This window comes from Hominisplanchenecus sp. (assembly GCF_046967715.1).
GTDB lineage: Bacteria > Bacillota > Clostridia > Lachnospirales > Lachnospiraceae > Hominisplanchenecus > Hominisplanchenecus faecis.
In genome coordinates, this window is record NZ_JBKVNQ010000061.1 from 1 (window position 1) to 15,253 (window position 15,253).

The following is a 15,253-nucleotide window of genomic DNA, read 5'->3' on the forward strand; positions in this document are numbered from 1 at the left end:
AAGCTCAGGACATCCACCGGATCACGGCCTCCCAGGTGTTCCATGTGCCGTTTGCTGAGGTGACACCTTTGCAGAGAAGAAATGCCAAGGCAGTTAATTTCGGCATTGTCTACGGTATCAGCTCCTTTGGCTTAAGTCAGGACTTGAGCATCTCCAGAAAAGAAGCTGCAGAATATATTGAGAAATATTTTGAGACGTATCCGGGCATCAAACAGTTCCTGGATCAGAGTGTGACGGATGCAAAAGAAAAAGGCTATGTCACGACACTGTTTGGCAGAAGAAGACCGGTTCCGGAGCTTTCTTCTTCAAATTTTATGCAGCGTTCTTTCGGGGAGCGTGTGGCGATGAATTCACCGATCCAGGGTACGGCGGCAGATATCATCAAGATTGCCATGATCCGTGTCAATGAGCGGCTGAAAGCAGAACATTTCAGATCCAGACTGATCCTTCAGGTGCACGATGAACTGCTTGTGGAGGCGGCAAAAGAGGAGCTGGATATGGTAAAACAGATTCTTGCAGAGGAGATGCATGGTGCGGCGAATTTAAAGGTTTGCCTGGAGATCGATATGCATACCGGAGAGAACTGGTACGAGGCAAAATAGACCGGAGATTGCAAAAAGTGCAGAAAGCAGGTTATAAATATATGAAAGTACTTGGGATTACCGGACAGGTAGGGGCAGGGAAAAGTACGATCCTTGCCTATCTGGAGGAGAAATACAGGGCAAAAGTCATTCAGGCTGATCAGGTCGGCCATCTGGTGATGGAGCCGGATACTTCCTGCTATAAGCAGATCTGTTCTTTGTTTGGAGAGCAGATCCTGGCGGCAGATCAGAAGATCGACCGGAAAAAACTGGGTGCGATCGTGTTTGCAGATCAGGAAAAGCTTGCCATGTTAAATGCGATCGTTCATCCGGCAGTGAAAGAATACATTCGAACTGCCGTTTATCTGGAAAAACAAAAGGCATGTGTGCCGTTTGTGGTCGTGGAGGCAGCTCTTTTGCTGGAAGAACATTACGACGAGATCTGTGACGAGATCTGGTATATTTATGTGGACGATGCGGCACGTCGCGTACGTCTGAAACAGAGCCGCGGTTATAGTGACCGCAAAATAGATGATATTTTGAAAAATCAGCAAAAAGACAGCGTATTTCGAAAGTCCTGTCAATTTGTGGTTGACAACAGCAGTGATTTTGTAGACAATACATTTGAACAAATGGACAGGGGATTAAAAGAACATGGATTTTTGTAGTATAGCAAGCGGAAGCAGCGGAAACTGCATTTATGTGGGTTCTGATCAGACTTCTGTGCTGATCGATACCGGGATCAGCAGAAAAAGGATCGTGGACGGACTGCATGAGATCGACCGGAAGCCGGAAGAGCTGAAGGGGATCCTGATCACACACGAACATTCGGATCACATCAAAGGGCTGGGCGTGATGTCCAGAAAGTATCATATCCCAATCTATGCGACAGCAGGTACGATCGACGGGATCAGAAACAGTACCAGCCTTGGTCAGATTGATGAAGATTTGTTCCATACGATCCGGGCAGATGGGAAATTTCAGATCGAAGATCTGGAGGTGGAACCGTTTGCCATATCGCACGATGCCGCCGAGCCGGTTGCCTATCGTCTGGACAATGGAGAGAAATCGGTTGCCGTTGTGACGGATCTTGGTTATTACGATGAGAAGATTGTTTCTCATCTGAAAGATCTTGACGGCGTGCTGCTCGAATCCAACCACGATATACATATGCTGCAGGTTGGCAGCTATCCCTACTATCTGAAACAGAGGATCCTCGGGAACAGAGGGCACCTGTCAAATGAAAATGCAGGCCGTCTGCTCTGTGAGATTTTAAATGACAGGATCAAAACCATTCTGCTTGGACATTTAAGCAGGGAGAATAATTACGAGGCACTGGCTTACGAGACCGTATGTGCGGAAGTTACATTGGGTGATAATCCTTACAAGGCCGGCGATTTTCCAATCGCAGTGGCAGCGAGGGATCATATATCACCGCTCTATGCCCTTTAAAGGGCGGGCGGAGTCTGCATATCAGACAGAAAGGAAGATAAAATGAAACGTACCGTTATAACCGTAGTAGGAAAAGACACCGTAGGTATCATCGCAAAAGTCTGCACGTATCTGGCAGAGAATAACGTAAATATCCTGGATATTTCACAGACGATCGTGCAGGGATTTTTCAATATGATGATGATCACCGATGCAAACCAGTCAGAAAAACCATTTGCAGATCTGGCAAAAGGGCTGGAAGAGCTTGGAAATGAGATGGGACTGACCATCCGCTGCCAACACGAAGATATTTTTAACAAGATGCATCGTATTTAAACCGTGACGGAAAGAGGACAGCGATTATGATTAATATGTTTGAAGTAAACGAGACAAATAAGATGATCACTCAGGAAAATCTGGATGTTCGTACCATTACGCTCGGTATCAGCCTGCTGGATTGTGTCGATGCAGACCTGGAAGTATTAAATGAAAATATTTACCGCAAGATCACAACCGTTGCGAAGGATCTGGTAGCAACCGGTCAGCAGATTGAAAGAGAATATGGGATTCCGATCGTCAACAAGCGAATCTCCATCACACCGATCGCTTTCGTTGGCGGTAAGGCATGCAAATGTCCGGAAGATTATGTGAGCATTGCAAAAACACTGGATCGTGCCGCAAAAGAGGTTGGCGTCAACTTTATCGGCGGCTACTCCGCACTGGTATCAAAGGGCATGACAAAGAGCGATGAGAATTTGATTCGCTCCATTCCGGAAGCACTCTCTGTTACAGAGCGTGTCTGCAGTTCCGTCAACGTCGGCTCCACAAAATGCGGTATCAACATGGATGCGGTACGCCTGATGGGCAAGATCGTAAAACAGGCAGCAGAATATACAAGAGAGCAGGATTCTCTTGGCTGTGCAAAGCTGGTTGTATTCTGCAATGCACCGGATGACAACCCGTTTATGGCAGGAGCATTCCACGGCGTGACCGAGGCAGATGCGATCATCAACGTCGGTGTCAGCGGTCCTGGCGTTGTAAAGACTGCCCTGGAGCAGGTACGCGGTGAGAGTTTTGAAGTATTGTGCGAGACGATCAAAAAAACGGCGTTCAAGGTTACGCGAGTAGGCCAGCTGGTTGCACAGGAAGCGTCCAGAAGACTTGGTATTCCGTTTGGCATCATCGATCTTTCTCTGGCACCGACTCCGGCGATCGGAGACAGCGTTGCAGATATTCTCTGCGAGATCGGTCTGGAACATGCAGGAGCACCTGGCACGACGGCAGCACTGGCACTTCTGAACGATCAGGTGAAAAAGGGTGGTGTCATGGCATCTTCTTATGTCGGCGGCTTAAGCGGAGCCTTTATCCCGGTCAGCGAAGACCAGGGTATGATCAATGCGGTAGAAGCCGGTGCCCTGACACTGGAAAAACTGGAAGCAATGACTTGTGTATGCTCCGTCGGTCTTGACATGATCGCCATTCCGGGCAAGACAAGCGAAGCGACCATCTCCGGTATTATCGCTGATGAGATGGCGATCGGTATGGTCAACCAGAAAACAACGGCAGTGCGTGTGATTCCGGTCATCGGAAAAGACGTTGGAGATATGGTAGAATTTGGCGGACTGCTCGGATATGCTCCGGTTATGCCGGTCAATTCCTTCTCCTGTGAAGCATTTGTATCCCGCAAGGGACGTATCCCGGCACCGATCCACAGCTTCAAGAACTAAACCGGAAAGCACAAGGTGGAGTTATGGCAAAGGATATGACAAAAGGAAATCCGGGGAAGACGCTGTTTTTCTTTGCAGTGCCGATGGTACTCGGAAATCTTTTTCAGCAGCTTTATAATATTATTGATTCTATCATTGTGGGAAATTATGTGGGAGCAGATGCACTGGCAGCCGTCGGTGCATCTTCTTCGATTACGTTTCTCTTTGTGGCGATCGCCACGGGACTGAGCATCGGCTCTTCGGTCGTGATCTCCCAGTATTTTGGGGCAAAACGGTATGGAGAAATGAAAACAGCGATCCAGACGGTGCTTTTGGCCTCTTTTGTGATCGCACTGTGCCTGATGCTGGTCGGGATTTTCGGGACGGACGCGATCCTGCGGTTTATGCAGACCCCGCAGAAAATCTTTTCAGATGCATCTCTTTATCTGAAAATTTATTTCTGCGGCCTTGTCTTTCTTTTCCTCTACAACATGCTGACGGCATCGTTCAATGCGATCGGGGATTCAAAGTCCCCCTTGGTATTTCTGGCACTGTCATCCGTCTGCAACATCGTACTGGATCTGTATTTTGTGACAAAACTGAAGATGGGCGTAGCCGGAGCTGCACTGGCCACTGATATTTCTCAGGCAATTTCAGTTGTTGTTTCGTTTCTGTGGCTTTGTACCCGCATGAAGAAAATGAAAACACAGCAAAAGAGCAGAATTTTTGATCTGCATATCCTGGAGATTGTCTGCAATGTGGCAGTTCCGTCCATGCTCCAGCAGTCGATGGTGTCAATCGGGATTTTTCTGGTACAGCGACTGGTCAATGGTTACGGGGAAGCCGTGATGGCAGGCTATGCAGCGGCAACGAAGATTGACAGCATTGCAATCCTGCCGATGGTAAACGTGGGCAATGCCGTCTCAACGTTTACCGCTCAGAACATCGGCGGTAAGAAACCGGAGCGGGTAAAAGAAGGATTTCGTGCCGGACTTCTGATGAGTGCCGTGATCGGTGTGATCGTGACAGGGATCCTTCTTGTATATGCAAAGGTGTTTGTCGGGCTGTTCATGGACAGCAGTTCCAATCAGGCGGCGATTGCCACCGGCATCGAATACCTGCGTGTGGTCGGCCTGTTCTATGCACTGATGGGTATCATGAATACCTGTACCGGCGTACTGCGGGGAGCAGGAGACATCCTCTGGTTTTTAATGGTAACGCTGATCAACTTAAGCTCCCGTGTGATCCTAGCTTACAGCATGTCCGGGATGCTCGGTGCAAAGGCTATCTGGTGGTCGATCCCGATTGGCTGGGGCATCGGCTTTGCAATCGGTTTTGTACGCTACTTAAGCGGAAAATGGCAGAAAAGTAGCCTGATCGAGTGAGCGAAAAGCGGAATATCATATGATTCGTGATACTGCACAGTTAAAAAGTACATGATAGATGCAAGAATATATCGCGTTTAAATACGGATGATCTGCGTGCGGTATTCATTGTAACCGCCGCCGGGGTCGGTGATGTGATAGAGGTCGCTGGCACGCACATTTAACAGAAATTCATCCAGTTCGGATGGTAAAAGAAGCTTTTTCGCGTCTGCGGCTTTTGTCAGCAGTGGGATGGAGCTTCTTTTTTTGATCTCCCTGAAAAGCGGCAATGCACTCTGGCGAAAGCCGAGAACTCTTGCATAAGAAAGACCGGCAAAACGATCTTCCGGCCGTTCTTTTTTTCGAATACCAAGCAGAATATGCAGCAGACTGCGGCGGATGCGTGCCTCGGTGACCTGTTTTGTTTTTAACAGGCTTACAAACGAAGAAAAAGACTTGTACTGTGGCAGCAGCTTGCGGATGCGGTCCGAGAGGTCTGCATTTACGTCCAGAAAAGCAGTATAATCCTTCTGCATCAGAAGAGCATAGTGTAGAAGGTCTGAGTAATCATCAATAGAATGAAGCATCTGACCTGAAACAGCATGTTCATATAATTCCCGGCAGACATCCGGCATATATCCGCAGGCAAGAGCCGGATTTTTGCGGATCGCTGTGGCGGAAGCAAAATTTCCCTGGGGCAGAGAACTGTGATACGAAGCCCCCTGACGTTTGACCGGCAGAAAATCAAATGAAGCCTTCAGACGTCTGCAGGCAATCAGGTATTCGAGCCCGAGCGTATTATTCGGGAAAGAAAGAAGCTCGGTGGCTGTTTTGAAAGAGAAAGGATTGCCCGGAGGACTCAAAGGATCAGCGTCAGAAGCAAAATGTGAGTCGTATCTGGGAGAGCTTTGAGAAGAGTCTGGAAAGAAACAGGATTCAAGGGCCAGAAGCCGTGCCTTCGGATATGAATTTCCGGCGGCAAGATACGATCTGAGATATCGCCTGAAAGCTTCCGGTTCGTTTGCAAGAAGAGAAGAAAGAGCCGAAAAAGCAGCCGGATCTTCCGTTTCACATCCAAAACAGAGTGTATCGGTTACATTCAGGGAGGCAAGAAGTGAGCAGGCACCCCTCGCAAAATATTCGGCACTGCCGGCTGCATAGCGGACCGGAAGCTCGAGTACGAGGTCTGCTCCGCCAAGCAGAGCCATCCTGGTGCGGGAAAATTTATCAAGAACGGCAGGTTCGCCTCTCTGGACAAAATCTCCGGACATCACGATCAGGGCAAAGTCTGCACTGGTACGGCGTTTCGCCTCCGCGATCTGCCAGGCATGGCCGTTGTGGAAAGGGTTGTATTCGGCAATAATGCTGATGGTTTTCATGGTAACATCGCTCCTTGGATTTATGATTGCTAACTATAGCATGAAGCAGTACAGAGGTAAAGAGATAAAAAAACAATGGTAAGACAATATTTGTGAAAATTTTATGGCAAAGAGGGGGAGGATCAGGGTTTGTTTGTAAAAAGATACATATTTCTGGTTGAAAATACCACAATCAGGCGATATAATGAAAGTAAACGCAGTCTGTAACGAAACGGACAGTCAGGCACAGTGAAATTACAGACTGTGAATGGAAATGAATTATACTGAAAGGAGTCAGAAATCATGGGATTTATTGACGTAATCAAAGAAAGAGCAAAAGCAGCAAACAAAACGATCGTATTACCGGAAACCGAGGATCGCAGAACATATGAAGCAGCAGCACAGATCCTGAAAGAGGGAATCGCAAAGATCATTCTGGTCGGAAGCGAAGAAGCAGTGAAAAAAGGAAGTGAAGGACTGGATCTGACAGGAGCCGTAGTTGTTGACCCGGCTACTTCCGACAGAACACAGGCTTACATCGACAAGCTGGTTGAGCTGCGTCAGAAAAAAGGCATGACACCGGAACAGGCAAAAGAAATCCTGTTAAACCAGTATCTGTACTATGGCGTAATGATGGTAAAAATGGGCGATGCAGACGGTATGGTATCCGGAGCATGCCATTCTACCGCTGATACACTGCGTCCATGTCTGCAGATCCTGAAAACAAAACCAGGTACAAAACTGGTATCCGCATTCTTCCTGATGGTCGTTCCGAATTGCGAATACGGTGCAGACGGTACCTTTATCTTTGCAGATTCCGGTCTGAACCAGAACCCGAATCCGGAAGAACTGGCTGCAATCGCAGGATCTTCTGCAGATTCTTTCGAACTGCTGGTAGAGAAAGAGCCGATCGTAGCAATGCTTTCTCATTCTACAAAAGGCAGTGCAAAACATGCAGATGTTGATAAAGTCGTAGAAGCTACCAGACTTGCCAAAGAGCAGTATCCGGATCTGAAACTGGACGGAGAGTTCCAGCTGGATGCAGCAATCGTTCCGAGCGTAGGAGCTTCCAAAGCACCGGGCAGCGACATCGCAGGCAAAGCAAACGTACTGATCTTCCCGGATCTGGATGCAGGAAACATCGGATACAAACTGACACAGAGACTGGCAAAAGCAGAAGCTTACGGACCAATCACACAGGGTATCGCAGCACCGGTCAATGACCTGTCCAGAGGATGTTCTGCAGAAGACATCGTAGGTGTTGTAGCGATCACAGCCGTACAGTGTCTGGCTAAATAATAAGATTTACATATCAGGAGGATGTTAAAATGAACGTATTAGTTATCAACTGCGGAAGTTCATCTCTGAAGTATCAGCTGATCAATTCGGATACAGAAGATGTTCTGGCAAAAGGTCTCTGCGAGAGAATCGGTATTGACGGAAGACTGGTTTACCAGAAAGCCGGATGCGACAAGGAGATCACAGAGGCAGCCATGCCAACACATAAAGAAGCGATCCAGATGGTGCTGGATGCACTGGTAAACGACAAAACAGGTGCGATCAAGAGCCTGTCAGAAGTAAATGCAGTCGGTCACCGTATCGTACACGGCGGCGAGAAATTTGCTTCTTCCGTTGTGATCACAGACGAGGTTCTGGAAGCAGTTGCACAGTGTAACGACCTTGCACCGCTGCACAACCCGGCAAACCTGATCGGTATCAATGCATGTAAAGAGCTGATGCCGGGCGTACCGATGGTAGCTGTATTTGATACCGCTTTCCATCAGACTATGCCGGAAAAAGCATATCTGTATGGTCTGCCATATGAATATTATGAGAACTACAAAGTGAGAAGATATGGTTTCCACGGAACCTCTCACAGCTTTGTATCCAAAGAAACAGCAAGATTCCTCGGTATGGATCTGAAAAACTCTAAGATCATCGTATGCCACCTTGGAAACGGTGCATCCATCAGTGCCGTAAAAGACGGCAAGTGCGTAGATACTTCCATGGGTCTGACTCCGCTGGAAGGTCTGGTAATGGGTACACGTTCCGGTGATATCGATCCGGCGATCATGGAATACATTGCAAAGAAAGAAGACCTGGACATCGCAGGTGTTATGAACGTTCTGAATAAAAAATCCGGTCTGGAAGGTATTTCCGGACTGTCAAGTGATTTCCGTGACCTGACAGCAGGTGCAAAAGAAGGCAACAAACGTGCGATCGCAGCAATCGAAGTATTCTGCTATCGCGTGGCAAAATATGTTGGTTCTTATGTAGCAGCTATGAATGGTGTAGATGCGATCGCATTTACAGCAGGTATCGGTGAGAACGTAGGTCTTGTACGTGAAAAAGTCTGCAGCTACCTGGGTTACCTTGGCATCACTCTGGATGCAGAAGCAAATGCAAAGAGCGGTGACAACTGCGTGATCTCTGCTGCTGACTCCAAAGTAAAAGTAGCAGTTATCCCGACAAACGAAGAGCTGGCTATCTGCCGCGAGACCGTTGCTCTGGTATAATTGTGGGAGTACGGAATCATTCGTATACATCAATGAGTGGCAAAATTTACTTTTGACACCCACATCATCTTATATTTTTAATAGAAGAAACTGCTGCAAAGAGATTTGCGGCAGTTTCTTATTGCCTGGACTGACAGGATCGCGTGCCGGGTCTTGCATGCGTTCGACCTGAAACAAAAAAATGGGTTGACAAATGCCAGATGCACGGATATAATAGTTTAGGCGTGGATAGGAGGATATTATGCAGATCGCTTTAAACGATGTACTGAAAGACGATGGAAAGATACTGCGGGTAGATGCAGACTTCGGTCCGGATACATTTGAGATGAAGCTCGGCAAGTATCCGATTACCCGAAAGACTCCGGTTTCACTGGTTCTTACGAACAAAGGAAAGCGGAATCTGTTAATACAGGGCAGGATGGATCTTACGATTCTGATTCCCTGCGGACGTTGCCTGGAGGAAGTTCCGGTAGAGTTTGAGCTTGATTTTGAGAAGAAAATCGACATGAATCTTACCGAAGAAGAACGACGGGAAGCGCTCGATGAATGCGCGTATATACATGGATATGACCTGGATGTGGATGAGCTGGTCTACAGCGAGATTCTGGTGAACTGGCCGCTTCGTGTGCTGTGCAAAGAGGACTGTAAAGGAATCTGCAGTATATGCGGTAAGAATCTGAATCATGGGACCTGCGACTGTGATCATACAGATTTAGATCCCAGAATGGCACAGATCCGTGATATCTTCAATAAATTTAAGGAGGTGTAAGCCATGTCAATCTGTCCAAAGAATAAATCTTCCAAAGGAAGAAGAGACAAGAGAAGAGCAAACTGGAAAATGACTGCTCCGAATCTGGTAAAATGCAGCAAATGTGGTGAACTGATGATGTCTCACAGAGTTTGCAAAAACTGCGGAACATATAACAAAAAAGAAATCGTTGCAGTTGAAGACTAATTGCATAGATGCTATAGAATCAGGGATTGAACAATTTGATGTTGTTTGGTCCCTGATTTTTTATGAAAGGATCTGCAAAAATTTTAGGTTGATTTTTATATCGCACTCTAGTATATTAGGAATTGCAACAGGAGGAAAAACTATGCAGGATATGGTCAGGGTGGTTGTAGATGCCATGGGCGGAGACAACGCACCCGGAGAAATCGTCAAAGGTGCCGTAGAAGCACTGAACGCCAGAGAAGATATTTTTATCTACCTGACGGGAAGAAAGCCGGTGATCGAAGCCGAGCTTTCAAAATACACCTTTCCAAAAGAAAGGCTGGAGATCGTGCATACCGAAGAAGTGATCGAAACGGCCGAACCGCCTGTCATGGCAATTCGCAGGAAAAAAGATTCTTCGATCGTAAAAGGTATGAATATGGTCAAGCAGAAAGAAGCAGATGCGTTTGTTTCTGCAGGAAGCAGCGGAGCAATCCTTGTAGGAGGTCAGGTGATCGTTGGCAGGATCAAAGGAATTGAAAGACCGCCGCTGGCACCGCTTATTCCGACAAAGAACGGAGTTTCTCTCCTGATCGACTGTGGGGCAAACGTGGATGCCAGACCTTCCCATCTGGTGCAGTTTGCAAAGATCGGTTCCATCTACATGGAAAATGTTATGGGAGTCAAAAATCCGAGAGTCGGGCTGGTCAACATCGGTGCGGAAGAGGAAAAGGGCAATGCACTTGTAAAAGAGACGTTTCCATTGCTCAAAGAATGCAAAGAGCTCAATTTTATCGGAAGTGTGGAGGCACGCGACATTCCGCAGGGAGTGTGCGATGTGATCGTCTGTGAGGCGTTCGTGGGAAACGTGATCCTGAAACTTTACGAAGGTGTCGGTGCAACTCTGATCAGTAAAGTCAAGCAGGGCATGATGACAAGCCTGCGTTCCAAAATCGGTGCATTACTGGTAAAACCTGCATTGAAAGAAACGCTCAAATCTTTTGATGCCAGCCAGTATGGCGGAGCACCGCTTTTAGGTTTGAACGGACTGGTCGTAAAGACACACGGAAGTTCAAAGGCAGTGGAAGTGAAAAATTCCATCCTTCAGTGTGTCCAGTTCACAAAACAGGAGATCAATCAGAAAATCAGAGAAAATATTATAAAAGAAGACCAAAAAGGATAAGAGAGGTATTTTATTATGGAATTTGAAAAGTTAGCAAAAATCATCGCAGAAGTGTTAAACGTAGATGCAAACGAAATTACGCTGGATACCACCTTTGTAGATGAACTTGGTGCAGATTCCCTGGATGTTTTCCAGATTATCATGGGGATTGAAGAAGAATTCGATATCGAGATTCCAAATGAAGAAGCAGAAAAGATCGTTTCTGTCGGTGATGCAGTAGAAGCAATCAAAAGTGCATTAAATTAAAAGGGGTCTGACGATAACGACAGATGGGAAGGTGCTGCAAGTCAGCACCTTCTGTATATCCGACTGAAACAGAAAGCGAGGAACAAGATGAAACAGACAAAAGATTTAAAAGAGCTGGAAGGAAAGATTGGCTATACCTTCAAAGATAAGACCTTGTTTAAGCAGGCTCTCACACACAGTTCTTATGCAAACGAACACAGGCACGAAGGACTCAAAGACAATGAACGTCTGGAGTTTCTTGGCGATGCGGTTCTGGAGATCATCAGCAGTGAGTATTTATTTTACAATTACCCGGATATGGCTGAGGGCGAAATGACAAAACTCCGTGCCAGCATTGTATGTGAACCGACGCTGGCACTGTGTACGCACGAGATCAGCCTCGGAAGCTATCTTTTCCTTGGCAAGGGAGAAGAGCGGACAGGCGGAAGAAACCGGGATTCTATCGTATCTGATGCTATGGAGAGTGTAATAGGAGCTATCTATCTGGATGGTGGTTTTGCTAGTGCAAAGGAGTTTATCCATAAATTTATTCTAAAGGATATCGAACATAAAAAGCTCTTTTATGATAGCAAGACTATTCTGCAGGAGATCGTGCAGAGTGACTATAAAGGCAAAGAGATCGAGTATGTGCTGACAGGAGAGATCGGGCCGGATCATGATAAGAAATTTGTGGTAAGTCTGGTAGTGGGCGACAAGACACTGGGCGAAGGAACGGGAAGGACCAAGAAAGCAGCAGAGCAGGAAGCCGCTTACCGTGCCATTATCAAACTGAAAGGAAATGCCTGAGACATGTATTTAAAGAGTCTTGAGATCCAGGGATTCAAATCATTTGCAAACAAGATTGATTTTAAATTTCATAATGGCATTACCGGGATCGTAGGGCCAAACGGAAGCGGAAAGAGCAACGTAGGAGATGCGGTTCGCTGGGTACTTGGTGAGCAGAGTGCCAGACAGCTGCGAGGAAGCAACATGCAGGATGTGATTTTTTCCGGTACGGAAAATCGAAAACCGCTCGGCTTTGCGTCGGTTTCGATCACACTGGACAACGCCGACCACAAACTGCCGGTGGATTATGAGGAAGTGACGGTCAGCCGCCGCGTCTACCGCTCCGGCGAGAGCGAATATCGTTTAAACGGAACTTCCTGCCGTCTGAAAGATATTCAGGAGATTTTCTACGACACCGGTATCGGAAAAGAGGGTTACTCCATCATCGGCCAGGGACAGATCGAAAAGATCTTAAGCGGAAGACCGGAAGATCGAAGAGAATTATTTGATGAGGCAGCCGGAATTGTCAAGTTCAAACGAAGAAAAGCGGCAGCCGTGAAAAAGCTGGAGGATGAAAGAGCGAACCTTGTCCGCGTAAACGATATTCTCTCGGAACTTCAGCGTCAGCTGGTTCCGCTTCAGCATCAGGCAGAACAGGCAAAGATCTACCTGAAGAAAAAAGAAGAATTAAAAAAGATCGATCTGCATCTGTTCCTGCTGGAAATGGAGCAGCGGAAAGCAGAACTTGCGAATCTGGATGAAAAACGAAAGATTGCAGAAGAGCAGCTTTCTGATATAAAGAAAGAATACGAGACGATCCGCGTCCATTATGAAACAGAAGAAAAAGCGATCGAGGAGCTGGAAGAGCGGATTGAGCAGATCCGGGAACAGGAGCGGCAAAGTCAGTTGCTCCACCAGCAGCTCACCGGACAGATCGAAGTCCTGAAAGAGCAGATCCGGGCACAGGAGGATCAGGAAGTCCGTTTAAAAGAGCGAAAGAGCGTGATCGAGAGCGAACTTTCCGGAAAAGAAAAACAGAGAAAAGCGGAGCAACAGGCGTTTTTGCTTGCAAAGGAAAAACAGGAGCAGGTTTCTTTGACGGAAGCGGACTGTTGCCTGGAAGCGGATGCGACGACGGCGATGCTCTCCCATCTGGAAATGCAGATCGAGGACGGGAAAAATGAAATCATTTCACTTTTGAATCAGCGTGCTTCGGTGAAAGGAAATGTTCAGCGATACGATACCATGCAGGAACAGATGCAGATCCGAAAAGCAGAAGTAACCGGAAAGCTCCTGCGGATCGGTAGCGAAGATGCCAGATGGCAGGAGACGCTTCAGGAATATCAGACTGCCTACGAAACGGTATCGGAAGAGATTGAAAAACAGATCCGGAAAAGCAAAGAGCAGGAAGATAAGATTGAACAGCTCCAGCAGAAACTGGCAGGGCAGAACCGGGAACTGGAACAGAAACAGTCTTTCTATCACCGGGAGAAATCAAGGCTTGAGACACTGAGCAATTTAACAGAACGCTATGATGGATACGGAAACAGTATCCGGAAGGTGATGGAGCAGAAAGACAAAAATCCGGGGATCCTCGGCGTTGTAGCCGATCTGATCAAAGTAGAATCTTCTTATGAGACGGCGATCGAAACGGCACTTGGCGGCAGTATCCAGAATATTGTGACGGACAGGGAAGAGACCGCAAAACGCATGATCGAATTTCTGAAACGTGGCAAATATGGCCGGGCTACCTTCCTTCCGCTGACTGCTATTGGAAGAAAAGGAAATGCAGGAAACAAAGATGCCGTGAAAGAGCCGGGGATTTTGGGCGTTGCGAGCACTCTGGTCCGGACAGAAGAGAAATACCGTGCACTGGTGGAATACCTTCTTGGCAGGACATTTGTCGCAGACAATATGGATCATGCGATCGCAGCTGCCAGGAAATATCACTATTCTCTGCGGATCGTTACGCTGGAAGGAGAGTCTTTAAGTCCGGGCGGTTCCATGACAGGTGGTGCCTACCGCAACAGCAGCAATCTTCTGGGACGCAGAAGAGAAGTTGAAGAGCTGCAAAAGAAAGTACAGGCACTGGAAAAAGAATGGAAAGAATTGCAGCTGGAAGTCGATGAAAACCGAAAAAAAAGGAATGAACATCGCGAAACAGTTGTAATTCTGAATGAAAAGCTTCAGAAAGCCTATGTTTCTCAGAATACGGCACGCATGGAGATCCGCCAGATGGAAGAAAAACGGGAAGAATCCAAAGAAGAGCTGACAAGGCTTCAGGAAGAATCTGCCCAGTTAGACGGCGAATTAAAGCAGATCAGCCGGGAAAAAGAACAGATCGAAGAAGCTGTGAAAGAGTCTGAAAAAAGAGAAGCACAGCTGCAGGAACAGATCCTGGGATGGCAGAAAGAACAGGAAGTCCAGAGGGCGGAGCTGGAGCAGCAGAATGCCCGCATTGAAAAGCTGCATCTGGAGCTTGCAAATGCCGGACAGAAAGAAGAATTTGCAGGGCAGAATCTCAAACGTATCGAAAAAGAAATCCGAAATCTAAGGGAAGAAGAAAAAGAGATCGGGCAGAAAAAGCGGGAAAGTCTGGATGTCATTGCAGAAAAAGAAGCACAGATCCGGCAGATTGAAAGCCGCATTGCAGGTACGAAAGACCATGGACGCGATCATGGCAGGCAGCTACAGAAGCTTCAGGCACAAAAAGAAGAGAAAAGTGCGGCACAGAAAACCTTTTTTACAAGGCGGGAGGAGCTTTCCGGGCAGATCGCAGATCTGGACAAAGAAAACTTCCGGCTTGCATCCATGCAGGAAAAGCTTGAAAGTCAAAAAGAAGAGCGGATCAGTCAGATCTGGGATGAATATCAGGTGACACCTTCGGAAGCTGCTGCGTTCCGGAACGAAAACGGCATGGATCAGAAGCAGACCAGAAAACGGATCGAGGAGATCAAAGCAGCGATCCGCCAGATGGGCAACATCAACGTCAATGCGATCGAAGATTACAAAGAGATGTCACAGCGGCATGGATTTCTTCAGAATCAGCACGATGATCTCATCAAAGCAGAGAAAGCTTTAGAAGAGATCATTCTGGAGCTGGATGAAGGGATGCGGAAGCAGTTCCGGGAGAATTTTGCCAGGATCCAGGTGGAATTTGACCAGGCGG

Annotated in this window: 15 protein-coding genes; 14 read left to right on the plus strand and 1 reads right to left on the minus strand. The window is 47.2% G+C overall.

Features of this window, described 5'->3' with window-relative positions; translation table 11 throughout:
- From ACLTL4_RS09130 to ACLTL4_RS09155, 6 genes are all read left to right on the plus strand, one after another.
- Positions 1-602: DNA polymerase (locus tag ACLTL4_RS09130; protein WP_412320447.1), on the plus strand; the 602-nt coding region annotated here is incomplete at its 5' end.
- 17 nt (positions 603-619) lie between these two features.
- The gene (coaE, locus tag ACLTL4_RS09135; protein WP_330592743.1) at positions 620-1,249 is read left to right on the plus strand and encodes a dephospho-CoA kinase; all 630 of its coding nucleotides are present in this window, start codon (positions 620-622) and stop codon (positions 1,247-1,249) included.
- Positions 1,236-2,033 (plus strand): MBL fold metallo-hydrolase, encoded by a 798-nt coding sequence (locus ACLTL4_RS09140; RefSeq protein ID WP_147631277.1) that lies wholly within the window; start codon positions 1,236-1,238, stop codon positions 2,031-2,033. Before coaE ends, ACLTL4_RS09140 begins: the two co-directional genes overlap by 14 nt.
- Before the next feature lie 42 nt (positions 2,034-2,075).
- A complete protein-coding gene (locus ACLTL4_RS09145; protein WP_022119324.1) occupies positions 2,076-2,348 on the plus strand; it encodes an ACT domain-containing protein in 273 nt (90 codons plus the stop codon).
- Positions 2,349-2,374: 26 nt separating this feature from the next.
- Complete coding sequence (locus ACLTL4_RS09150) at positions 2,375-3,739, plus strand: PFL family protein (protein WP_147631278.1); 1,365 nt, start codon at positions 2,375-2,377, stop codon at positions 3,737-3,739.
- Between the two features lie 23 nt (positions 3,740-3,762).
- Entirely contained in the window at positions 3,763-5,103 is a 1,341-nt protein-coding gene (locus tag ACLTL4_RS09155) for an MATE family efflux transporter (protein ID WP_173897836.1), read from the plus strand.
- A 77-nt stretch (positions 5,104-5,180) separates the two neighbouring features.
- On the opposite strand, the gene ACLTL4_RS09160 is transcribed toward ACLTL4_RS09155, so the two are convergent.
- Positions 5,181-6,461, minus strand: coding sequence for a nucleotidyltransferase family protein (locus ACLTL4_RS09160; protein ID WP_412290833.1), 1,281 nt, complete (start codon positions 6,459-6,461; stop codon positions 5,181-5,183).
- 282 nt (positions 6,462-6,743) lie between these two features.
- Between ACLTL4_RS09160 and pta the strand changes: the two genes are divergently transcribed.
- The 8 genes from pta to smc all read left to right on the plus strand — a co-directional run.
- A complete protein-coding gene (gene pta, locus ACLTL4_RS09165; RefSeq protein ID WP_022119328.1) occupies positions 6,744-7,739 on the plus strand; it encodes a phosphate acetyltransferase in 996 nt (331 codons plus the stop codon).
- A 29-nt stretch (positions 7,740-7,768) separates the two neighbouring features.
- Positions 7,769-8,956, plus strand: coding sequence for an acetate kinase (locus ACLTL4_RS09170; RefSeq protein WP_412320448.1), 1,188 nt, complete (start codon positions 7,769-7,771; stop codon positions 8,954-8,956).
- A gap of 241 nt (positions 8,957-9,197) precedes the next feature.
- On the plus strand, positions 9,198-9,725 hold the full coding sequence (locus tag ACLTL4_RS09175) for a YceD family protein (protein WP_022119330.1): 528 nt from the start codon (positions 9,198-9,200) through the stop codon (positions 9,723-9,725).
- Positions 9,726-9,728: 3 nt separating this feature from the next.
- Positions 9,729-9,911 (plus strand): 50S ribosomal protein L32, encoded by a 183-nt coding sequence (rpmF, locus tag ACLTL4_RS09180; RefSeq protein ID WP_022119331.1) that lies wholly within the window; start codon positions 9,729-9,731, stop codon positions 9,909-9,911.
- Positions 9,912-10,053: 142 nt separating this feature from the next.
- Positions 10,054-11,073 (plus strand): phosphate acyltransferase PlsX, encoded by a 1,020-nt coding sequence (plsX, locus tag ACLTL4_RS09185; RefSeq protein WP_022119332.1) that lies wholly within the window; start codon positions 10,054-10,056, stop codon positions 11,071-11,073.
- 15 nt (positions 11,074-11,088) lie between these two features.
- On the plus strand, positions 11,089-11,319 hold the full coding sequence (acpP, locus tag ACLTL4_RS09190; protein WP_022119333.1) for an acyl carrier protein: 231 nt from the start codon (positions 11,089-11,091) through the stop codon (positions 11,317-11,319).
- A gap of 87 nt (positions 11,320-11,406) precedes the next feature.
- Positions 11,407-12,105 (plus strand): ribonuclease III, encoded by a 699-nt coding sequence (gene rnc / locus ACLTL4_RS09195; protein ID WP_022119334.1) that lies wholly within the window; start codon positions 11,407-11,409, stop codon positions 12,103-12,105.
- 3 nt (positions 12,106-12,108) lie between these two features.
- A partial coding sequence (gene smc / locus ACLTL4_RS09200; protein ID WP_412320449.1) for a chromosome segregation protein SMC occupies positions 12,109-15,253 on the plus strand: 3,145 nt, incomplete at its 3' end.